Source organism: Hymenobacter sp. HSC-4F20 (assembly GCF_019599275.1).
Lineage (GTDB): Bacteria > Bacteroidota > Bacteroidia > Cytophagales > Hymenobacteraceae > Hymenobacter.
In genome coordinates this window covers 391,248-411,325 of sequence record NZ_JAHZTD010000003.1, presented here as the reverse complement: position 1 = coordinate 411,325, position 20,078 = coordinate 391,248, and the positions used below count along the sequence as shown (strand labels likewise).

Annotated in this window: 20 protein-coding genes and 1 pseudogene; 13 read left to right on the top strand and 8 right to left on the bottom strand. The window is 58.6% G+C overall.

Going from position 1 to position 20,078, the window contains the following annotated elements:
* The first annotated feature begins 22 nt into the window (after positions 1-22).
* Positions 23-313, top strand: a complete 291-nt coding sequence (locus K3G63_RS17780; protein WP_220615462.1) for a cell division protein ZapA — start codon at positions 23-25, stop codon at positions 311-313.
* A 134-nt stretch (positions 314-447) separates the two neighbouring features.
* Positions 448-2,145 carry a ribonuclease Y gene (gene rny / locus K3G63_RS17775; protein WP_220615461.1) on the top strand — a complete coding sequence of 566 codons (1,698 nt, stop codon included), beginning with the start codon at positions 448-450 and terminating at the stop codon, positions 2,143-2,145.
* A gap of 563 nt (positions 2,146-2,708) precedes the next feature.
* On the opposite strand, the gene K3G63_RS17770 is transcribed toward rny, so the two are convergent.
* Entirely contained in the window at positions 2,709-4,109 is a 1,401-nt protein-coding gene (locus tag K3G63_RS17770; protein WP_220615460.1) for a mercuric reductase, read from the bottom strand.
* A 161-nt stretch (positions 4,110-4,270) separates the two neighbouring features.
* Between K3G63_RS17770 and K3G63_RS17765 the strand changes: the two genes are divergently transcribed.
* Complete coding sequence (locus K3G63_RS17765; protein WP_220615459.1) at positions 4,271-5,005, top strand: outer membrane beta-barrel protein; 735 nt, start codon at positions 4,271-4,273, stop codon at positions 5,003-5,005.
* A 168-nt stretch (positions 5,006-5,173) separates the two neighbouring features.
* On the top strand, positions 5,174-5,914 hold the full coding sequence (locus tag K3G63_RS17760; protein WP_220615458.1) for a hypothetical protein: 741 nt from the start codon (positions 5,174-5,176) through the stop codon (positions 5,912-5,914).
* A gap of 55 nt (positions 5,915-5,969) precedes the next feature.
* Here K3G63_RS17760 and K3G63_RS17755 read toward each other — a convergent pair whose 3' ends face one another.
* Entirely contained in the window at positions 5,970-6,704 is a 735-nt protein-coding gene (locus tag K3G63_RS17755) for a hypothetical protein (RefSeq protein ID WP_220615457.1), read from the bottom strand.
* Between the two features lie 710 nt (positions 6,705-7,414).
* A complete protein-coding gene (sucD, locus tag K3G63_RS17750) occupies positions 7,415-8,296 on the bottom strand; it encodes a succinate--CoA ligase subunit alpha (protein ID WP_220615456.1) in 882 nt (293 codons plus the stop codon).
* Between the two features lie 248 nt (positions 8,297-8,544).
* Here sucD and K3G63_RS17745 point away from each other — a divergent pair.
* Both K3G63_RS17745 and K3G63_RS17740 read left to right on the top strand, forming a co-directional pair.
* Positions 8,545-9,519, top strand: a pseudogene (locus K3G63_RS17745) (PLP-dependent cysteine synthase family protein); the annotation flags it as partial.
* A 49-nt stretch (positions 9,520-9,568) separates the two neighbouring features.
* Positions 9,569-9,988 (top strand): response regulator, encoded by a 420-nt coding sequence (locus tag K3G63_RS17740; protein WP_220615455.1) that lies wholly within the window; start codon positions 9,569-9,571, stop codon positions 9,986-9,988.
* An 85-nt stretch (positions 9,989-10,073) separates the two neighbouring features.
* On the opposite strand, the gene ade is transcribed toward K3G63_RS17740, so the two are convergent.
* Entirely contained in the window at positions 10,074-11,729 is a 1,656-nt protein-coding gene (gene ade, locus K3G63_RS17735) for an adenine deaminase (protein ID WP_220615454.1), read from the bottom strand.
* A gap of 758 nt (positions 11,730-12,487) precedes the next feature.
* Here ade and K3G63_RS17730 point away from each other — a divergent pair.
* The 4 genes from K3G63_RS17730 (at position 12,488) to K3G63_RS17715 (ending at position 14,934) form a co-directional block, all read left to right on the top strand.
* A complete protein-coding gene (locus K3G63_RS17730) occupies positions 12,488-12,754 on the top strand; it encodes a hypothetical protein (RefSeq protein WP_220615453.1) in 267 nt (88 codons plus the stop codon).
* A gap of 11 nt (positions 12,755-12,765) precedes the next feature.
* On the top strand, positions 12,766-13,158 hold the full coding sequence (locus tag K3G63_RS17725) for a hypothetical protein (protein WP_220615452.1): 393 nt from the start codon (positions 12,766-12,768) through the stop codon (positions 13,156-13,158).
* A gap of 41 nt (positions 13,159-13,199) precedes the next feature.
* Positions 13,200-13,916, top strand: coding sequence for a (d)CMP kinase (gene cmk / locus K3G63_RS17720; RefSeq protein ID WP_220615654.1), 717 nt, complete (start codon positions 13,200-13,202; stop codon positions 13,914-13,916).
* A 133-nt stretch (positions 13,917-14,049) separates the two neighbouring features.
* Positions 14,050-14,934, top strand: coding sequence for a 4-hydroxy-3-methylbut-2-enyl diphosphate reductase (locus K3G63_RS17715; protein WP_220615451.1), 885 nt, complete (start codon positions 14,050-14,052; stop codon positions 14,932-14,934).
* A gap of 86 nt (positions 14,935-15,020) precedes the next feature.
* Here the strand turns inward: K3G63_RS17715 and K3G63_RS17710 are convergent, their stop codons facing one another.
* Together K3G63_RS17710 and K3G63_RS17705 are read right to left on the bottom strand one after the other, a co-directional pair.
* Positions 15,021-15,773, bottom strand: coding sequence for an SDR family NAD(P)-dependent oxidoreductase (locus K3G63_RS17710; protein ID WP_220615450.1), 753 nt, complete (start codon positions 15,771-15,773; stop codon positions 15,021-15,023).
* Positions 15,774-15,865: 92 nt separating this feature from the next.
* A complete protein-coding gene (locus K3G63_RS17705; protein WP_220615449.1) occupies positions 15,866-16,807 on the bottom strand; it encodes an AraC family transcriptional regulator in 942 nt (313 codons plus the stop codon).
* Between the two features lie 160 nt (positions 16,808-16,967).
* Between K3G63_RS17705 and K3G63_RS17700 the strand changes: the two genes are divergently transcribed.
* Positions 16,968-17,522 carry a DUF502 domain-containing protein gene (locus K3G63_RS17700; RefSeq protein WP_220615448.1) on the top strand — a complete coding sequence of 185 codons (555 nt, stop codon included), beginning with the start codon at positions 16,968-16,970 and terminating at the stop codon, positions 17,520-17,522.
* Between the two features lie 106 nt (positions 17,523-17,628).
* Positions 17,629-18,423 (top strand): alpha/beta fold hydrolase, encoded by a 795-nt coding sequence (locus tag K3G63_RS17695; RefSeq protein ID WP_220615447.1) that lies wholly within the window; start codon positions 17,629-17,631, stop codon positions 18,421-18,423.
* A gap of 3 nt (positions 18,424-18,426) precedes the next feature.
* On the opposite strand, the gene K3G63_RS17690 is transcribed toward K3G63_RS17695, so the two are convergent.
* Both K3G63_RS17690 and K3G63_RS17685 read right to left on the bottom strand, forming a co-directional pair.
* Positions 18,427-18,912: a DoxX family protein gene (locus tag K3G63_RS17690; RefSeq protein WP_220615446.1), complete on the bottom strand. Its 486-nt coding sequence runs from the start codon at positions 18,910-18,912 to the stop codon at positions 18,427-18,429.
* A 78-nt stretch (positions 18,913-18,990) separates the two neighbouring features.
* Positions 18,991-19,575: an O-acetyl-ADP-ribose deacetylase gene (locus K3G63_RS17685; protein ID WP_220615445.1), complete on the bottom strand. Its 585-nt coding sequence runs from the start codon at positions 19,573-19,575 to the stop codon at positions 18,991-18,993.
* A 212-nt stretch (positions 19,576-19,787) separates the two neighbouring features.
* Between K3G63_RS17685 and K3G63_RS17680 the strand changes: the two genes are divergently transcribed.
* Entirely contained in the window at positions 19,788-20,072 is a 285-nt protein-coding gene (locus tag K3G63_RS17680) for a 2TM domain-containing protein (RefSeq protein WP_220615444.1), read from the top strand.
* Positions 20,073-20,078 lie beyond the last annotated feature (6 nt).

Here is a 20,078-nt window from a genome sequence, read left to right as displayed (position 1 = left end):
ACCCACCGCCCACTGGCTACTGATGTCCGAGCTATCCATTAAAATCCGCGTTGCTGACCGGGACTACCCCATGCGGGTAAGCCCCCAGGACGAAGAACGCCTGCGCCTCGCGGGCCGGCTGCTAAACGAGCGGCTGAAGGAGTTTCGGGAACAGTATGGCATTCAGGACAAGCAGGATTTGCTAGCCATGATTGCGTTATCAACAATGGCTGACCGCCTCAAGGTTAGCAAGGAAAAGGACGGGACCGATGCAGCCCTGACTGAGCGCCTTACGCGTTTGGATGAGCTGATGTCGGGAGTGGTGCTAGTCTAGCCAGTTACGCGGTTAGCAGCAACGCGAAGCGTAAGCCCGAGCAGGGTAGGGCAATCGGCTCTACTTTCTGCGCGGGCATTGGTGTTTCTACCGGAGCTATGGGTTTCTTCCTTCCTTAACCCCCTTCATAGCTCATGTCCGAACCTCTTTATATTGTCCTCGCTGCTGTGCTGGCCCTGGTGGTTGGCGTGGTGGTAGGGCGCCTGCTGGCGGGTAAAGCCCGGCAGGACCACGAAGCCGATGCCAAAGCCCGCGCCCAGCAGATTCTGGCCGAGGCAGAAGCCCAGGCTACCCGCACCCGCGACGAGCGGATTCAGCAGTCGAAAGATAAATTCCGCACCCTTAAGCAGGAGTTTGAACAAGAAAGCCGCCGCCAAAAGCAAGCTCTGGAGCAGGAGCTAACGGAGCGTCGCATTGCCGTAGTGGAGCAGGAGCAAAGCATCAAGCAGCTCACCCTCACTACCCAAAAGCAGCTGGAGCAGATTCAGCGCAAGGAAAAAGAGCTGGATGCAACCCGGGAACGAATTGAAACGCAGGCTCAGCAGCAGCGCGAGAAGCTGGACGCGCAGGAAGAAAAGCGCCGCACTACCCTCGAAAACCAACTGGCGAAGCTGGAGCAGCGCGAGCGGGAAGTAGAAACCGAGCTGGAGGAGCGCGGCCAGGAGCTAAGCGAAAAGCTCCAGCAGGTAACAACCCAGCTCGAAAGCATTTCCGGTCTGACCGCCGCCGAAGCCCGGGAGCAACTGGTGGAGTCGCTGAAAAACGAGGCTCAGATTCAGGCTTCCAGCTACATCAAGGACGTAGTAGCCCAGGCCAAGCTCACGGCCACCAAAGACGCCAAGAAGGTAGTGCTGGAAACCATTCAGCGCACCGCCGCCGAGCACGCTATTGAAAACTGCGTGTCGGTGTTCAACATTGAATCGGACGACGTAAAAGGGAAGATTATCGGCCGTGAGGGGCGCAACATCCGCGCCCTGGAAGCCGCTACCGGCGTCGAAATTATAGTGGACGACACTCCCGAGGCCATCATCATTTCCGGCTTTGACCCGGTGCGCCGCGAAATTGCCCGCCTGAGCCTGCACTTGCTGGTGAAAGACGGCCGCATTCACCCGGCCCGCATCGAGGAGATTGTAGCCAAAACCCGCAAGAACATCGAGGAGGAAATCGTCGAAATCGGGGAGCGTACCATCATCGACCTCGGCATTCATGGCCTGCATCCGGAGTTGATTAAGATGGTTGGCCGCATGCGTTTCCGCTCTTCCTACGGCCAAAACCTGCTGCAGCACTCGCGCGAGGTAGCCAACCTCTGCGCTACCATGGCCGCCGAGTTGGGCTTGAACGTGAAGCATGCCAAGCGCGCCGGCCTTCTGCACGACATCGGTAAAGTAAGCACCGAGGAGCCCGAGCTGCCCCACGCCATCCTGGGCATGGAGATGGCCAAGAAGTACAAGGAGCACCCCGACGTAGTAAACGCCATTGGTGCTCACCACGACGAAATCGAAATGACGGCTATGATTTCGCCCTTGGTGCAGGCCTGCGACGCCATTTCTGGCTCTAGACCGGGTGCCCGCCGCGAGATGATGGAAAGCTACATCAAGCGCCTGAAGCAGCTGGAAGAAACGGCCAATGGCTTCAAGGGCGTGAACCAATGCTTCGCCATTCAGGCCGGCCGTGAGCTGCGCGTGATGGTGGACGCCGAGAACGTAACCGACGAGCGTGCCGCTGAGCTGAGCTACGAAATTTCCCAGAAAATTGAGAAGGAAATGCAGTATCCCGGCCAGATCAAAATCACGGTTATCCGCGAAATGCGCGCTGTAGCCTACGCCAAGTAAGGTCTATGCCGGCTGCGAAGCCTAAACCCGCCCCCGTAGCATAAGCTGCGGGGGCGGTTGCTTTATCTGGTGGCAACTATCGTTGGCACCAAAGTTCCAGATACTTCGCGTCGCAACTGCCAAAGCGCGTGTACTCGTTCATAGAGTTGCCGGAGTTCTGAATGAGCAGTACACTATCCTGCCAAACAGCGGAAACATCTTCCTCCGGGTCCTGCCCCTTTAGCCCTATGAAGGTAAAATAGGTATCGGAACCTTCCCGGGTTACTTCTACCAGACCCTGGGTAGCAGCGTAGGAGTAGGTATAACTGCTAGCCTGTTTTTTTACGGTAATTGACAGCTGGCAGACGGCCGTATCCTGCACGGCGTACGTTCCGGCGTAGTTGGGGCCGGAATTGAGCGCAGCAGGTGAGGTGGCGGGGGCTGGAGTAACAGAAGTGGCAGACCTGCTTGTAGCGGGAGGGCTAACCTCACAGGCTACAAACAAGCAGGCTGCACTGAAGCCCCAACGGAGTACAGCAGAACATTTGGTAACATAAGCCATGGCCTTGTTAGTATCGGCTGCGCTACTCTGGCTTCTCCAGCTTACTGAATAGGTTGTTCAGGGCCTCGGCCCAGGTAGGGTGGGCCAGCACCATGTTCTGCAAATCGTTGCAGGTGAGGCCGCCGGCCATGGCCAGCTGCAGCATGGACATGATTTCGCCGCCCTGCTCGCTGAAAATGGCCGCCCCGAGAAGATGGCCGCGTGGGTCTACGAGTATCTTCATAAAGCCCGTAGTGTAGCCGGTTTCCTGAGCCCTTCCGATGGTGCGTACGGGCATGGTAGCTACCCGGTAAGCTACTTTCTGCTCCTGCGCTTGCTTTTCGTTTAGGCCAACACGGCCTAACTGGGGTTGGGTGAATACCACGTAGGGTAGGGGACGGCTCTTGGCCGAGCGGCGCTTGCCATGCAGTAGGTTATCACGTACCACACGGTAGTCATCGTAGCTGAGATGCGTAAATTGGGGGCCAGGGTGGGAGTCGCCGAGGGCATAAATGCCGCGCACGTTAGTTTGTAGGCGCTCATTAACCAGCACGTAGCCTTCCTCATTGGTTTCGATACCGGCAGCATCTAGGCCCAGCTCATCGGTGTTGGGCTCCCGGCCCACGGCTACCAGCAGGTGCGAGCCACGCAGGCGCCTTTCCCCAGCCTTGGTACTCGCCGTGAGGGTGTACTCGCCGTCGGCGTTGCGCGAAACGCGCCGTACGTCAGCCCCGAGCACAAACCCTACGCCATCGGCTTCCAGCTGCGCCTGCATGGCGGCGCACACGTTGTCGTCTTCGTGCTCCATGAGGTGGGCCGAGGAGTCGATGATAGTTACGCGGCTGCCAAAGCGCCGAAACATCTGGCCAAACTCCAACCCGATATACCCCCCGCCCAGAATCAGTAGGTGTTCGGGTAGCTCTTTCAGGTCGAGAATCTCCACGTTGGTGAGGTACCCACTCTCAGTTAGTCCTTCGATGGGCGGTACGGCGGCGCGGGTGCCAGTATTGATGAAGATGCGCGGCGCGGTAAGAATCTGCTGCTCGCCCGTGGCTAAGGTTACCTGCACCCTACGCGGCCCCGTGAAGGTAGCCCGCCCGTGCAGTAGTGTAATACCTGATTGCTCCTGGGTAAGGTTTTCTGCAATACCCTCGCGTTTTTTCTGGATGATGGCGTCCTTACGGCCTACAATAGCGGCAAAATCGGGCTGAGGAGAGGTAGTGCGAATACCATAGTCGGCGGCCGTGGCTACCTGGTGGGCGCGTTCGGCTGAAGCCAGCAGGGCCTTCACCGGGGAGCATCCGTAGTTGATACAGGAGCCGCCCAGCAGGTTTTTCTCCACAAGGGCTACCTTTCGACCGGCCTTGGCCAGGGCCGTAGCCAAGGGGTTGCCCGCTTGGCCGGAGCCAATAATCAGCGCATCGAAGTGGGTAGTAGAGGCCATAGAAAAGCACACCAGAAGCATAGTTGAAACCCAACCATAGCCCGTATACGCAGCTTGCCGGTAAACTGCCGGCTCAGTTGTTGCAGGGCACCAGCAGCTACCAACACAACGAAAGCCCACGGCGAACGTTCTGCCCCAACTGGCTCTCTTCCTTTCTGCCTATGCTGCTTGTTTTCCACCGTATCCGGGTGCTACTCGTATTGCCGCTGCTGGCTAGCTGCTCGTCGTTGTACTTCCCGCCGCCGCCCCAGGTGCCGCTGCTCACGCAGAAGGGTGAATGGAGTGGGGGCCTGCACACCAATTTCAGCCAGAACACCTCCGTGCAGGGCGCCTACGCCTTCACTGACCACCTAGGCGTTATGGGTTCTGCCTCGTTTCTGCACACGGATAAGAAGAAGCGGGCTGAGGACCACGATTTCGGCGAGGTAGGACTAGGCTACTACACCCGCCTGCGCGACAAGCGGGTGCTGGAAATTTATGGGGGATATGGGCTGGGCCACACCAAGCGGGTAGAGCGCACGCCCGCCGAGGGCGTTACCCGTACCCTGGAAGGCAACCTGACCAAGTACTTTGCCCAGGTCAACTATACCTCGAAGGACAAGAAAACCTATCACGTGCTAGGCCGCGACTGGCCCGTAACCTATGGCACGGCTCTGCGCCTGAGCTACGTCAACCTCAGCAACTTCCGCCTTGATCAGCAAGCCCACGCTTCTGAAGACAACATCTTTCTGGAACCCATTACTTACACCCGCATCAACCTAGTCGGCCCCGTCGACTTTCAGCTGATCAGCGGCAGCAACTTTGGCCTCAAGCACCGCAAGTACCTGAAGGCGGCCAACTCCGTGTTTCAGTTTGGGGTAGTGGTGAATGTGGGTGGACAGAGCGGAAGCAAATAGCGCGCGGGAAAAGTCTAATATGTAGGGTGCGTATCAGCCTGCGGGCCGAAAAAACAGGAGGTAAGCGCCTAGTTGGGGCTAGTTGAAAAGTCAGACAAAAAGAAAAGTTGACTTCAGTTAGCCCAGGACTTCTCCTACTTTCAATGGGTATTCTTACTTCTACCCATTATGTTTCAATTACTACGTATCCCTGGTACGCTTGGCAGTTTACTGTTGCTTTTGCCGGGCTGCATCGTCTACGCGCCTACCTCGCCGGCAGTGCCTATGGTCGAAAATAAAGGCGAAGCAGAGGTCAGTGGTAGCGTGCAGCTAAACGGACGCCTGGAGGCGCGCGGAGTGTATTCGCCATTACACCACGTGCTGATAGGAGCGGGTAGCAGTTTCTGTCCCCGGCTGTCGGCTGATAACTACTTCCGGGTACGGCAGGTAGAGGCCCTGTTGGGAGGCTACACCACCTTGAAAAAGAAGCTACTACTCAGCGGATTGGCCGGCACTGGAGTAGCCAGCACCAACCGAAAGTTCGACCAGATTCTGGGTGGCAGCCAACAGTATCAGGCGCGCTACACCACGTGGTTTGGGCAGGGAGGTTTGGGCTGGCAATTCGACAATGGCAGCAGTATCAGCCTGGGCTACCGCCTCACCTCCGTGCAGTTTCGGCAGCTGCGGGATGAAGCACTGGACCTGCCCCTGCAACGCATGAGCCGCCACGAAATCTTGCTGAACCTCCGCCACAACCCCGGCTGGGGCGCGCAGTGGCAAACCCAAACCAGCGTTGGCCTTTCGAGCGGCCGTCGTCCGGGCGACGGCGCCGATGACGATCCGACGGCTTTTGGGGTGCAGTATACCCAGCTACCTACTTTGCTCGTGAACGTAGGCCTGGTATGGCAACCTGCCAAGCGCAATTGGTAAGGAGTACCAGCAAGTGCTAGCAAGTACCCCGGAGCGCATGATGAGCGGGGCGTAGTTATTCAAAAATAGCTTCAACTAATAATACAGATTTGCCCGCGCGGTCTTGGCGCCATTCCTGGGTTAGTGTATCCCGGTGCCAACTGTCTATCTTGGTGGAATCAGGCTTGGTGCCCTTAAGCCGGGGAAGCTTGAATGCATCTATTGTTCGTACCACTGTGCCAGGCTGACTACGACGAGAAATTTTATAATACGCATGTTTCTGCTCATCTAGCATTCCACTCACGTACTCGTCGGTCGTCTCCCCTAATCCCTCCACCACAATAAAAAATCCTCGCTCCGGCACCGGCACCGCATCCATAGGCCACTGGAGGGTTATAGTACGGCGGGCTGCCCGCAGATCAGCCGGTAACAGGAGCACTGAAGCAGGTAGTAAATTATCATCAGCCGGGCTGCCAGCATCCGTTACGGAGGCTACGCGCACGTGGATTTTGTTTGCCGGCAATTCGCTTGCATGCCGAACGTGCAGGCGTACTTGGCGCAGTTGATGATAACCAGCCTGCGCTGCCAGAAAACGAATTGCATTACCGCCACCAGGGCCTACTATATGTGCATGCTTATTGTCCTCGGTGCCCGACGCTACCACGAGCTGTTGTGAGATACCCGCAATTTGCACGTCCGGTAAGGCAATAACACGAGCAGAGTCCTTAGCAGAGTTTGGGGTAATCTGGGCAATAGCATTACTCCGGCTCAGGAAGCACAGGAGAAGAAATACGGCACTGGAATAACGCATACTGTTACGAAGCTTTTGCGGAAGATAACTACCTGAAAAATTACCTGCACTTAATCCCCGTGTTGTCCCAGTCAGCGTAAATGTTCACCCAGAAATAATAGTGGTTAGCCTCGAAAGAAGCTGTGTTATTTACGCATTTAGCTTTTCCAGTCAACTTCTTCCCAAACATTGGGGTAGGCGCAACTGCTCCAATAGCTCCTGTTAACAGAATAGCAGCAGCAAATACTCTCGCTAGAGCTTTCATAGTATACAGAGTTGGTTTCGTGAAAAGTACCGGGGTAAAGTTTGCCCCGGTACTTTATTACGAGCGCACTAGAAATTTTTTAGCAGGCTTCGTATTCAACCCCATGGCTAACTTCCAGCCAGAAGACATAGATGGTAGTATATACTGGACGAACACCCGCGAAGCATTCACCGGGAACCGACTCTGATCCAATGAATGGATTTGCCGAAGCAGTTTGTACGGCCCCAAGAACTAGTCCTGCGGATAGCAGAGCTGCGAATAATTTCTTTTTCATACAGTTACACATTATTCTAAAAACGTTGCCTACTCTACTACCGCTTTTCGGCTACCGCGGGCTAGCGCTGTAAACATAGAGTTTTGTAATTATATATGTAAAGTATTACTAAAATAAATTTATACGCATAGATAAGGGCTGCCCCCGAACCAGCGGAAGCAGCCCTTACTCTCTTAGTGGCAATAGGTTGTGCTATTTGCTACCCAGCACGCGCAGCATCGTGTCGCCGATTTCGGCGGGTGAGTCTACCACGTGGATGCCGCACTCGCGCATGATGGCCATCTTCGCGGCGGCTGTATCGTCAGCGCCGCCTACAATGGCGCCGGCGTGGCCCATGCGGCGGCCGGGAGGGGCAGTCTGGCCGGCAATGAAGCCGACTACGGGCTTCTTGTTGCCGGTTTCCTTGATCCAGCGGGCTGCTTCAGCTTCCATGCCGCCCCCGATTTCGCCAATCATCACGATGCCCTCAGTTTCGGGGTCGTTCATGAGCAGCTCTACGGCTTCCTTAGTAGTCGTGCCGATGATGGGGTCACCGCCGATGCCGATGGCCGTGGTCTGGCCCAGGCCGGCTTTGGTCAGTTGGTCAACCGCTTCGTAGGTCAGCGTGCCCGACTTCGACACGATGCCCACGCGGCCCTTCTGGAAAATGAAGCCCGGCATGATGCCTACCTTGCACTCGCCGGCCGTCATTACGCCGGGGCAGTTGGGGCCTACCATGCGCAGGCCTTCACGGCCTTTCAGGTACTCCTTCACCGCAATCATGTCCTTGGTCGGGATGCCTTCGGTGATGGTCACGATAACCTTGATGCCAGCGTCGGCGGCTTCCATGATGGCATCGGCGGCAAAAGCCGGCGGCACGAAGATGATGCTGGTGTCGGCACCGGTTTGGGCTACGGCTTCGGCTACGGTGTTGAACACGGGCCGCTCCAGGTGCTGCGAGCCGCCTTTGCCGGGGGTCACGCCGCCCACCACATTGGTGCCGTACTCAATCATCTGCTGGGCGTGGAACGAGCCTTCGGAGCCGGTGAAGCCCTGCACAATCACTTTAGAATCCTTGTTGACCAGAACACTCATAGAAGTGGGGTTAGAGGAAGATGCGGATTTGGGGTGGGGTACTACCCATCGGCTCCCGCCGATGGTGCGCAAAAGTAGGCTTTTTTGCCTGTCGGGCGAAGCAATGTTTTGCATTCCGGAGCAAGCCCGAGCTCAGCCCGCCCTGGCCGCGCCGCGCAAGGGGCCCGGCAGGATTCCGTTGGGCAGTTCAGGCCTGCCACCCGAAATCCGTACCTTTGTCTTCTCTCTCCACCACCTACCTCTCACCCATGTACTTAAATAACGTCATTGAGGCCATCGGCAACACCCCGCTGGTGAAGCTCAATAAAGTCACCGAAGGCATCAAGGGCACTATCCTGGCAAAGGTTGAATACTTCAACCCGGGTAACTCAGTAAAAGATCGGATGGCCCTCAAAATGATTGAGGACGCCGAAAAAGCGGGCCTGCTTCAGCCCGGCGGCACCATCATTGAAGGCACTTCCGGCAACACGGGCATGGGCCTGGCGCTGGCCGCCATTGCGAAGGGCTACAAGTGCATCTTCACCATGAGCGACAAGCAGAGCAAAGAGAAGCAGGATATTTTGAAGGCCGTGGGAGCGGAGGTAATTGTGTGCCCCACCAACGTAGCCCCCGACGATCCGCGCAGCTACTACTCCGTGGCCCGAAAGCTAAACCAGGAAATTCCCAATTCCATCTATCCTAACCAGTACGACAACCTCTCCAACTCGGCGGCTCATTACGAAACCACTGGTCCCGAAATATGGCGGCAGACGGAAGGCAAAGTCACCCATTATGCCTGCGGCGTAGGCACGGGCGGCACCATCTGCGGCACGGCTAAGTTCCTGAAGGAGCAAAATCCGGCGCTGGTAACGGTAGGCCTCGATACGTACGGCTCGGTATTTAAAAAATACAAGGAGACGGGTGTTTTCGACGAGAACGAAATTTATCCTTACAAGACCGAGGGCATTGGCGAAGATATTCTGCCTAAGAATGTTAACTTTGACCTGATTGACCTCTTTATCAAAGTTTCCGACAAGGATGCAGCCCTAATGACGCGGCGTTTGGCCAAGGAAGAAGGGTTATTCGTGGGGTGGTCGTGCGGCTCGGCCGTGTACGGAGCCCTCGAGTACGCCAAGGAACATCTGACGGAAGATGACACGATGGTTATCGTGCTGCCCGACCACGGTACGCGCTACCTCGGCAAAATTTACAACGACGACTGGATGCGCGAACAAGGCTGGCTGTAAGCCGCCTCACCTGTTCACTTTTCACCGCCCTTTAATTTTCGGTACCATGTCTAAGAAGTTGCGCAATGTGGTGCTGGTAGACGACAACGAAACTACCAGCTTCCTGAACAACCGGCTGCTCAGCCGCCTCGACGTGGCCGAGCAAGTACAAACCTTCTCCAAGGCTGAGCAGGCCTATCAGCACCTGTGGGGCAATACTCAGGGCGGGCAGCCCACAGCGGAAGCCCCCGACCTGGTGTTCGTGGACCTGAAAATGCCCGGTATGGATGGCTTCGAGTTCCTGAAGCTGTACAGCGCCCTGCCCGAAGCTGTACGCGAAAAAACCGTCATGGCCGTCCTGACCACCTCCATGCACGCCGCCGACACGGCCCGCGTGGCCCAGTACGAAGGTGTGGAGTATCTGGCCAAGCCCCTGACCGAGGAAAAGATGCAGAAGCTGCTGCAAAAGCGCTTTGAACTGGCTTAATTCGGCGGGTAACGCTACCTAAAAAAAGCCCCGGGCTATCATAGTCCGGGGCTTTTTGCTTGGGCTAGCTAGAACAGCCAGGGCATTATACTACGGCCTCTACAAACCGAAACGCCTCGCCATCGAACAAGCCTTTGTCGCTCAGTTTCAGGCTGGGAATCACCAGCAAGGCCATAAAGGATAGGGTCATGAAGGGCGCTTGCAGTGGGGAGCCAAGCTGTTTGGCCAAGGCATCAACGGCGGTATAAGCCTCCGCCACGCGGTAGCCTTCCTGGTCTGACATCAGCCCTGCCACAGGTAAGGGAAGCACTATTTCCTGCCCGTCCGGCGATACGGCCGCTAGACCCCCGCGGGCTTCAATCACCAGGTTTACGGCCCGGGCCAGGCTCTCGTCGTCGCAGCCGACGGCGGTGATGTTGTGCGAGTCGTGGCCGACGCTGCTGGCCAGGGCTCCGCGCTGCAGCCCAAAGCCCTGGATAAAGGCCACCGCGGGCGGGGCGGCGTGGTAGCGGTTCACTACCGTGAGCTTGAGTACGTCGCGGGTCAGGTCGGGCAGAATTAGGCCGCCTTCCACGCGGGCGGGCACGTCGTGGCGGGCCGTGATAAGCTGCCCATCGAAGCACTCAATTACTCGCACGGTTGCCGTCGGCTGCGGGGCCGGCAACTGGAAATCTTCGGGCCGCACGGGGGCGGTGTTGAAGTTGTTTACTACCTCCACGGGTACGGCCGGAATCAGCGTCTGTCCGCTTTCGGCTACCAGCTCCCCGCGGAGGTAGGTTTGCTGAACCGTAAAGTCGGTGAGGTTATTTACCACGATAAAGTCGGCCGGGTCGCCTTCGCGAAGCAAGCCTACAGGCAGCTTGTAATGTTCTACGGGGTTACGGCAGGCTACGCGTAGCACTTTCAGCACATCCTGGCCGCGGGCCACGGCGCGCTGCACCAGTTGGTTGATGTGGCCCAGCACGAGCGTGTCGGGGTGCTTGTCGTCGGAGCAGAACATCATCTGCTCGTAGTGCTCGGGCAGCAGGTCGATAAGAGCCTCGAAGTTGCGGGCCGCCGAGCCTTCCCGAATCAGAATCTTCATGCCCGCGGCCAGTTTGTCCAGGGCTTCCTCGGCCGTAAAACACTCGTGGTCGGTGCTGATGCCGGCCGCGGCGTAGTGCTGGGCATCCGGGCCGCGCAGGCCAGGGGCGTGCCCGTCCACGGGGCGGCCATAGCGCTGGGCCAGCCGGATTTTTTCCATCACCAGCTCGTCGCGGTGCAGCACGCCGGGCCAGTTCATCATTTCAGCCAGGTACCCGATTTCCGGATGCTCCCGGAACAACCGCTCAATATCGGCCGCGGTTATTTCGGCCCCGGCCGTTTCGAAGGGGGTAGCCGGCACACAAGAAGGGGCTCCGAAGCAAAATTTGAACGGCACCTGCCGGCCGCTTTTCAGCATATACTCTACCCCGGCCACGCCCAGCACGTTGCCAATTTCGTGGGGGTCTGAAACGGTGGCCACCGTGCCGTGGACCACCGCCAGGCGGGCAAACTCTGAGGGTACGAGCAGGGAGCTTTCCACGTGTACATGCGCATCCACGAAGCCAGGCAGAGCGTAAGGCAAGGCCGGGTCGGGGGAGGTAGCCCCGGTAGGCGTAATGCGCTGGATGCGGCCCCCGGCTACGTGCAGGGTAGCGGGCATTATCGTGTTCTGAAACAGGTTGATGACGTTGGCGAGCAACTGAAAATCGGCAGGCATAGGCGCAGCGGAAGGGGTAGGGAATTGTGGAGCCCCGGGGCGGGCAACGGGTAAAGAACCGTATATTTGCCGAAAATCCGCGCCGTGAGAAAGATTGTGACTTTGTTACTGGCAGCCCTGCTTGGCGGCTCGGGCCTGCTAACTACCGGCTGCGCCAGCAGCCGCACTCCGCAGCAGAAAAAAACGGCTTCCATCAAGCGAAAAGCCAAATTCGGTAAACTGCCCTGTCCCTGTGAAAGTCACTAGTGGCCGGTGATTCTTAGTGCATTCTCCGGTAAGCAGCTGACTGCATTCCGGCCACCTCATCCTGTTATTCATCTGCCAACTTCGTGAAAGCCCCCTTCGTGTATGGCGCATTGCTGGTGGTACTGCTCGTTCTGCGTGCAGCATCGGCCCAGGCCCAGATGCCAAGTTATGCGCCTCCCCGCATGGCACCTCCCCCAATGCCTGGGCAACCCGGTGGTTTACCGATGCACTACAGCTATGCAAGCCAGCCTGCCTATCAGGAGGGAAGCTATCAACTAGCCGATGGGCAGTGGCGGCCAGGCCGTTTGCTAGCGAAGCCCAGCCAGTTACTGGTGCGGCCAGTGGCAAAAAGGAGTAAAGAAACTACTGCGTATCACGCTACCGAAGTGCAGCGGTTTGTGGTAGCCCGTGATACGCTCTGCGTAGCCCATGAGGTAGTGCTTCCGCAAAATACGCAGCCGTTGAAAGCCTTATTCGTCAAGCAAGTGTACTGTAGAGGAGGCTACCGATTGATGGCGTACTCCTGGCCCGCCCTGTTTGGTGGCGGTATGCGTGAACGAATGATAGTAGGAGTTCCCGGGCACCCAGACCTCCTACTGTCGACGGGGCGCAAGAAATTTCAGCAGGAAATGCTCACCATAGTCGGCGACGACCCGGTGCTAGCGCGCCAGCTTCAGCAAGATGAGCTGGGCCCCGATATGGCGCAGCCCCTGTTTGAGTCCTACGTCCGCCAGAAAATGCAGGGCACGCCTACCGCATCCGTTACCAACGGCCAGTAACCTTGTTCTATATGCCCGAAACCAACCCGCTTGCTTCCCTACTGACTGCTGCCGAAGCGGTACGCCATCAGCTCCAGGTCAATGCCTTTGATGCTTCCGCCGTTGGGCGCCTGGCCGAGTTTATTGAGGCGCAGCGCCCCACCATCAAAGAAACCGACCGGCAGGGCGTTATCACGGCGCTGGGCTGCTTTCTGGGCCAGTGCCTGGTAGAAACCTACGGCGGCACCTGGGCCCAGGGCCCCGATGGTACTACCGGCGTGGGCATCAACCAAACAGCCTTTTTTAACCCATTCTACCGCGTAAGCGAGCAGCTGACCAAGGGCCTGAGCCAGTCGGTGGCAGCGTTTTTCGCGGATGTACCCCAGCGCCTGGCCGCTAAGCCGGGCCGTAAATCCTGGATGTAGTGAGTCCCTTCCGTCAGCCTGAGCCCAGCACCGACCACGCCATGCGAAAAATCGTCATTGCCATCGACGGCTATTCTTCCTGTGGCAAAAGCACCACGGCCAAGGCTGTGGCCGCCGAGCTGGGCTACGCCTACATCGATACCGGGGCCATGTACCGGGCCGTGACCCTGTATTTACTGGAGCACGGCATCAGCTTCGAAGATTTGCCCCGCGTGGAGCAGGCCCTGCACGAGATGCACATTGCCTTCAAGCGCAACCGCAAAACCGGCCGCAACGAGCTCTGCCTCGATGGGGTGATCCGGGAGGATGAAATCCGGCAGATGCGCATTTCCAACCTCGTCAGCGAGGTATCAGGGATTCCGGCCGTGCGCCACGCCATGGTGCGCCAGCAGCAGCGGATGGGCCGCAAGCGCGGGGTAGTAATGGACGGCCGCGACATTGGCACTACCGTTTTCCCCGACGCCGAGGTAAAGATCTTTATGACCGCCGACGTGCTGACCCGGGCCCTACGCCGCCAGGAGGAGCTGGCCCTGAAGGAGGAGCACGTGCCCGTGGAAGACATTGTGGAAAACCTGCGCAAGCGCGACCACCTTGACTCCACCCGTACCGAAAGCCCCCTGCGCCGCGCCGCCGACGCCGTGCTGCTGGACACTACCCACATGATGATTGACGAACAGGTTGACTTCGTGCTGGAACGCGTGTCGGCTTCTCTGTTTTCCTTGGCGGCAGCTGGCTGGCAGGGCAACGAGCAGAAATAAGACCCAGTCCTGCCCGGAGCAAAAGTGCGGCAGAATTGTTGTAGAGAAAGTAGCTATCTGACCTGCCCCGGGCGGGTCTTGCCCCGGCTGCCTGACTTCTCTGGGGAAGCCCGGTAGTCAAATGAAAGAGCCCATGAACGTCACCATCGATAAAAATTCCGGCTATTGCTTCGGCGTTGAGTTTGCCATTCAAATGGCCGAGGATGAGCTGGGGCAGCAGGAAACGCTGTATTGCCTCGGCGACATTGTGCATAACCGCATGGAGGTAGAGCGCCTGCACGCGCTGGGCCTGCGCATCATCGACCGGGACCAGCTCCAGGAACTGTACAATGCCAAGGTGCTCATCCGGGCCCATGGTGAGCCGCCAGAAACCTATGAGCTGGCTTTGCGCAACAACATTGAGTTGATTGATGCCTCCTGCCCGGTGGTACTCAAGCTTCAGAACCGCGTTAAGCACGCCTTCGATGCGACTACCCGCCAGAACGGGCAGGTAGTTATTTATGGGCAGCCCGGCCACGCCGAGGTGATTGGCCTCACGGGCCAGACGCGCAACCAGGCCCTGATTGTAATGACCGAGCAAGACCTGGATCAGGTAGATTTCTCCCGGCCCGTGACCCTGTTCAGCCAAACCACTAAGAGCACGGCCGGCTTCTACCACATGAAGGCCGTGATAGAGGAGCGCATTCAAGCCGCCGGTGGCTCACTGGAAGCTTTCGACGCCAACGACAGTATCTGTCGGCAGGTAAGCAACCGCGAGCCGGCCCTGGCCAAGTTTGCCCTCCAGCACGACGTGATTGTGTTCGTGAGCGGGCGCAAAAGCTCCAATGGTAAGGCCTTGTTTTCCGTTGTCAACAAAACCAACCCGCGCAGCTACTTCGTGGAAAACGAGCAGGAGCTGGACGAGGAATGGTTTCACGGTGCCGAGTCGGTGGGCATCTGTGGGGCCACCAGCACGCCCATGTGGCTGATGCAGCGGGTGAAGGAACGGATTGAGGAAGTGGCCGAGCACGTAGTGTAGCAGCTTGCTCTAGCAAAAACACCAGCCCCGGCGCAGCTAGCTGCGCCGGGGCTGGTGTTTTTGCTAGAGCAAGCTGCCTTACTGACTTACAGGCTCACGCCGCCGGTTAACTCCAGCCGCTGGCCGTTGAGCCACTTGGCTTCCTCCGTGCAGAGAAAGGCTACGACCCCGCCCACGTCGTCGGGGAGGCCCACCCGGCCCAGGGCCGAGATTTGGGCCGCGAAGGCGCGCATTTCCGGCGTATCCGTCATGGCGCCGCCGCCAAAAATGGCGCCCGGGGCTACTACGTTGGCGGTGATGCCCCGCGCGCCCAGTTCCACGGCCAGGTAGCGCGTGAATACATCCACCGCGCCCTTCATCACACCGTACGCCGAGGCGCCGGGGTAGGAAATACGCGTGGTAGCCGACGACATATTAATGATGCGACCCCCATCGCGGAGCAACGGCAACGCTTTCTGCGTCAGGAAATACACGCCCTTAAGGTGAATGTTCAGCATCTCGTCGAACTGCGCCTCGGTGGTTTCGGCGAAGGGGGCTTGCAGGCCGGTACCAGCATTGTTGATGAGGAAATCGAAGCGGCTGGCGCCGAAGGACGCCTGTAGCACGCCGGGCAGTTGGGCAAAGAAGGCGTCGAAGCTGCGCACGTTGGCGGTGTTGAGTTGCAGGGCTACGGCTTTGCGGCCCAGAGCTTCGATGGCCGCTACCACGGTGGCGGCTTCGGTCTGCTGGCGGTGGTAGGTGAGCACTACGTCGATGCCCTTCTGAGCCAGCTGGAGGGCAATTTCTTTGCCGATGCCGCGGCTACCGCCCGTTACCAGGGCTATTTTGGAGGTCGTCATGAGATGAAAATTGACGGGTTGTAAGAACCCGACAAAGGTCTGCTAGACTACCTACGGACATTTTGTGGATGCCAATCCGTTTTATGTAAAAATCAAACCCTGGTCTGCAGCCGGAAAGCGCCGGGCGCCACGCCCAGCTGGCGCTTGAAGAAGTTGGAGAAGTGAGCCACATCGGCGAAGCCCAGGGAGTCGGCAATTTCGGCCAGCGTCCAGGTGGTTTGCCGCAACAGGGCTTTGGCTTCCTGGGCAATACGGGTTCCTACCAGCTCGGTGGTGGTGCGGCCGGTAGTTTCCTTGAGCACTTTGTTGAGGTGGTTGACGTGCACGGCCAGGTGGTCGGCATAGTCGGTGGCCGTGCGCAGGCGGAGCCGCTGCTGGGGCGCCTCCAGGGGAAACTGCCGCTCCAGCAGCTCAATGAACAGCGACGTAAGCCGGGCCGCGGCGCTGTGGGCCGGGTGCAGGGCAGTAGTCGGCTGGAGCTTCTGGCCCAAGTGCAGCAGCTCCAGCACGTAGGTTCGCAGCAAGTCGTATTTGTAGATGTAGTCAGAAGCCATTTCCTCCTGCATCCGCCGAAAAATGGCGGTAGCCCGAGCTTCCTGCTCGCCAGAAAGCTCAAAGGCCGGGTAGCCTGCGGCTTTGAACAGCGGCAGCTCGTCCAGCACCACCCCGCTGTTGGCCGGCCGCAGAAACTCGGTGGTGAACACGCAGAACAAGCCCGTTTGCCCGGCATCGTACGGCAGCCAGTAGTGCGGCACGTTGGGCGTGGAAAAAATCAGGGCATTTTGGGCCAGGTCGAGGCTGCTACCCGGGTAGTCAATGCGGTTGCGGCCCCGAAGCAGACTGATTTTGTAGAACGACCGGCAGGCGTAAGGCGCGCTGGGCGTTTCGCGCATGGGCTGCCCTGGCAGGCCCACCTCAAACACGTTAAAATGCCCCACGTCCTGCTGAATGCCATCGGGAAGCAGCGTGCTCAGCTCGGCCCCGGTGCAGGCAGTTACGTCGTGGTAGAACTCGGCCAGGGGAGCAGCTTTCATGGTGGCGTGCGTTGTGAAAATCAAAGTTACAACAAACCACTTGCCCGCATAACTGCTACGGGCGTTGAGGCAGTACGGGGCTTGGCTTTTGGGTTTTGGCGGGTGCAGGTATCTTGCGCCGCAGGGCGGCCGTTATACCAGCCGCTCCAACCCCGTGTTCATGCGTCGTTTCATCAATTACTTCCTCAGCGGATTCCTCATTGTAGCGCCCATCGGGCTTACCATCTACATTCTGTACGCGCTGCTGCACTGGCTCGACGACCTGTTTGCCGGGCTGAGCTTCGATGTGCCGGGGCTGGGCCTGGTGGTGGCTGTGGTGCTGATAACGGGGGTAGGGTTCGTAGCTAAGTCATTCCTGGTGCGGCCCTTCCTGATTATCACTGAGCGGCTGCTGCACCGCACGCCGTTGGTGAGCATCATCTATTCCAGCCTCAAGGATTTATTCGATGCCTTTGTGGGCGACAACCAGAAATTTAACCGGCCCGTGCTGGTACGCCTGAGCGCCACCGAGCAAACATTCAAAATGGGCTTCGTAACCCAGCCTACTATGGCCGCCATCCACCGCGACGACCTGCTGGCCGTGTATTTTCCACACTCCTACAACTTCTCGGGCGAACTGGTGCTGGTGCCCATCCAGAACATTACCTACCTCGACCTTCCCAGCAGCGAGGTTATGAAGTTCATTGTCTCGGGCGGCGTATCGCGGCTGAGCTAGTCGTGAGGGTGTGAAACGCTGCAAAAGATGCGGTTGAGTTGCAGTTGGCGCGGCTCTGCACCCCGGCTCGCTGGTTTACAAGGGTACCCTCTTACCACCCATCCTAATGAAAACGCACCTGCACTTTCAGAAGTACGGCGCCGGGCCACGGGTAGTGCTGGCTTTCCACGGGTACGGGCAAAGCGAAGGGCACTGGCGCACTTTAATCGGCACTCTGGGGCCGGAGGTAACGGTCTACGCCTTTGACCTGTTCTACCACGGCCGCAGCAGGCTGGCCAAGCCCGACGCTCCGTTGAGCAAAAAACGCCTCGGAGAGCTGCTGGAAGAGTTTTTGCGGGCGCAGGGCATCGAAACATTTAGCCTGCTGGCTTTCAGCATGGGCGCCAAGTTTGCCCTGACGGCGGTGGAGCAGTTTCCGGTGGCTGTGGAGCAGGTGTGGCTTATTGCCCCCGATGGATTGCAGCGCCAATTCTGGTACGCTCTGGCCACCTATCCGCCCTGGATGCGCGGGGTGCTGGGCCGGGCGGTGCTGCGCCCTCAGCGCCTGCTGCGCTTCCTGGATACACTGCACCAGCGCCGCCTCATTGATGGCAACCTCATCCGGTTTGCGCAGTGGCAGCTGGATAGCCGCGAAAAACGCCTGCGCGTGTACCGCAGCTGGCTGGGCTTTCGTCAGCTCACCTTCGAGTTGAAAAGGCTGGCCGCTATCCTCAACGGCCGACCTACGCCGGTCACATTTTTTCTCGGCCGCCACGACCGGGTAATTCCGCGCGCGGGCTTGCAGCAGTTTATCGGCTCCTTGCACAACGCTCGCACCGTGCTGCTTGAAGCCGGGCACGCCGGCCTGCTTTATGATGTGGCCGCCTACCTGCGCCGCCATCCCGAGTTGCGGCTACTCTAGCCCTTATGCCACGTCACGCCGCGACTGGTCGCGGAAAATTTTGTTATCAACGGAGTAGCGGCCGGGGCCGACAACCATGAACAGCAGGCACAGCACCAGCACCACCGCCGAAACCCACCGTTCGGTGTTGTCCAGCGCCAGGCCGTTGCGGAAATTCACCAGCAGCACTGCTCCGAGCAGAATCGGAATCTGAAGCAAAAGCGCCAGTCGGGTCAGGGACCCGGCCATAATCAGGGCCCCGCCCATAATGTGGAAAAAACTGATGAACAGGGATGCTTTCCTTAGGTCAGCCACGCTTTGTTGCTGGCTAAGCAGGTAGAATACGTCGGAGGAGTTATCAAGAAAGGAAAGGCCTTTGATAAGCAGAAACAGGCCCAGCAGAATACGCAGCCCATCCAGCCACACCGGGTTACCGGCGCTGGTTCTGTTTCGGCGGGGTGGGGCCTGGGTGCGAGGGGGGGGTGCCGGGAAGCGGTGGGACAGTTCCATGGGAGTTCAGGACTAGGGGTGGGAAGAACGGTTTGTATGAAATATACAACATTCCTGGTCTACCTGCTTGCTAGCCAACTACCTGCCGTAAGCCCGCAGGAGCTGCTGCTCGTAGAGTTGGTAGTCCTCTTCGCTAAAAGCCACGAATACCACTTCCCGCGGCTGCTCGTGCGCTTGCAGAAACGCCTGCACCTCCCGAATGGCAATGGCTGCGGCCTGCTCCTTGGGGTAGCCGTAAATGCCGGTGCTGATGCCGGGAAACGCCACGCTGCCCAACGCATGCTCAGTGGCTAGCCCCAGGCTATTGCGGTAGCAGTCGGCTAGCAGCTCCGGCTCGTGCTTGTGGCCGCCGTTCCAGACGGGCCCGACGGTGTGAATAACGTGCCGGGCCGGGAGCCGGCCCCCGGTGGTAACTACTGCTTGGCCCGTAGCCAGCCCGCTGCCGTAGTGGCTAGCGCGTAGCTTGCGGCAGGCCTCCAGAATCTCGGGGCCGCCGGCGCGATGAATGGCCCCGTCTACGCCGCCCCCGCCCAACAAGCTGGAGTTGGCGGCATTCACAATGGCGTCGGTATCGAGGCGGGTGATGTCGCCGCGGTAGAGCAGGATGCGGCCGAAATGCTGGGCATCGGTGCGCCAGGCAAGGGGAGGGGCGGAGGAGGGCATATAGGCGAGTTGGGTACGGGGAAGGTAACGGCCGCGCAGGAGCGGCTGTTGCGGCGGAGCTTCCGCTGGCAGGAAGAACAGCCTTCACGGTTCAAGACTGATTTTCGACGGTTCAGCCCGGCAAAATATCCGGTTGAGTAAATATAGATTTGTGTATATTGATAGACTGCCTACGTTTGAGCATCCAACAACCCGAACCCCTTCTCTAGATCATGGAAACTTCTCAGCGCGACCCTCAACTCTGGCGGATGGCGAAAGAACGCGCCAAGTTTAAATCCCACCTATTCACCTACGTGGCCGTCAATATTCTGCTCTGGACGATTTGGCTGCTGACAGGCCGGCCCGGCCTGCCGCTGCCCTGGCCCATCTGGTCAACCGTGTTCTGGGGCGTGGGAGTAGCTATTCAGGGCTTTGCCACCTACGGCAACCTGAGCCGCGGCAACCTTTCGGAGCGGGAGTACGAGCGGCTGGTGCGCCAGCGCGCCGACCGGGTATAGGCCGCG

Bases quoted from the DNA above. Each gene is read 5' to 3' on its own strand.
- K3G63_RS17780 (WP_220615462.1), top strand. From the start codon at position 23: ATGTCCGAGCTATCCATTAAAATCCGCGTTGCTGACCGGGACTACCCC.
- rny (WP_220615461.1), top strand. From the start codon at position 448: ATGTCCGAACCTCTTTATATTGTCCTCGCTGCTGTGCTGGCCCTGGTG.
- K3G63_RS17770 (WP_220615460.1), bottom strand. From the start codon at position 4,109: ATGGCCTCTACTACCCACTTCGATGCGCTGATTATTGGCTCCGGCCAA.
- K3G63_RS17765 (WP_220615459.1), top strand. From the start codon at position 4,271: ATGCTGCTTGTTTTCCACCGTATCCGGGTGCTACTCGTATTGCCGCTG.
- K3G63_RS17760 (WP_220615458.1), top strand. From the start codon at position 5,174: ATGTTTCAATTACTACGTATCCCTGGTACGCTTGGCAGTTTACTGTTG.
- K3G63_RS17755 (WP_220615457.1), bottom strand. From the start codon at position 6,704: ATGCGTTATTCCAGTGCCGTATTTCTTCTCCTGTGCTTCCTGAGCCGG.
- sucD (WP_220615456.1), bottom strand. From the start codon at position 8,296: ATGAGTGTTCTGGTCAACAAGGATTCTAAAGTGATTGTGCAGGGCTTC.
- K3G63_RS17740 (WP_220615455.1), top strand. From the start codon at position 9,569: ATGTCTAAGAAGTTGCGCAATGTGGTGCTGGTAGACGACAACGAAACT.
- ade (WP_220615454.1), bottom strand. From the start codon at position 11,729: ATGCCTGCCGATTTTCAGTTGCTCGCCAACGTCATCAACCTGTTTCAG.
- K3G63_RS17730 (WP_220615453.1), top strand. From the start codon at position 12,488: ATGGCGTACTCCTGGCCCGCCCTGTTTGGTGGCGGTATGCGTGAACGA.
- K3G63_RS17725 (WP_220615452.1), top strand. From the start codon at position 12,766: ATGCCCGAAACCAACCCGCTTGCTTCCCTACTGACTGCTGCCGAAGCG.
- cmk (WP_220615654.1), top strand. From the start codon at position 13,200: ATGCGAAAAATCGTCATTGCCATCGACGGCTATTCTTCCTGTGGCAAA.
- K3G63_RS17715 (WP_220615451.1), top strand. From the start codon at position 14,050: ATGAACGTCACCATCGATAAAAATTCCGGCTATTGCTTCGGCGTTGAG.
- K3G63_RS17710 (WP_220615450.1), bottom strand. From the start codon at position 15,773: ATGACGACCTCCAAAATAGCCCTGGTAACGGGCGGTAGCCGCGGCATC.
- K3G63_RS17705 (WP_220615449.1), bottom strand. From the start codon at position 16,807: ATGAAAGCTGCTCCCCTGGCCGAGTTCTACCACGACGTAACTGCCTGC.
- K3G63_RS17700 (WP_220615448.1), top strand. From the start codon at position 16,968: ATGCGTCGTTTCATCAATTACTTCCTCAGCGGATTCCTCATTGTAGCG.
- K3G63_RS17695 (WP_220615447.1), top strand. From the start codon at position 17,629: ATGAAAACGCACCTGCACTTTCAGAAGTACGGCGCCGGGCCACGGGTA.
- K3G63_RS17690 (WP_220615446.1), bottom strand. From the start codon at position 18,912: ATGGAACTGTCCCACCGCTTCCCGGCACCCCCCCCTCGCACCCAGGCC.
- K3G63_RS17685 (WP_220615445.1), bottom strand. From the start codon at position 19,575: ATGCCCTCCTCCGCCCCTCCCCTTGCCTGGCGCACCGATGCCCAGCAT.
- K3G63_RS17680 (WP_220615444.1), top strand. From the start codon at position 19,788: ATGGAAACTTCTCAGCGCGACCCTCAACTCTGGCGGATGGCGAAAGAA.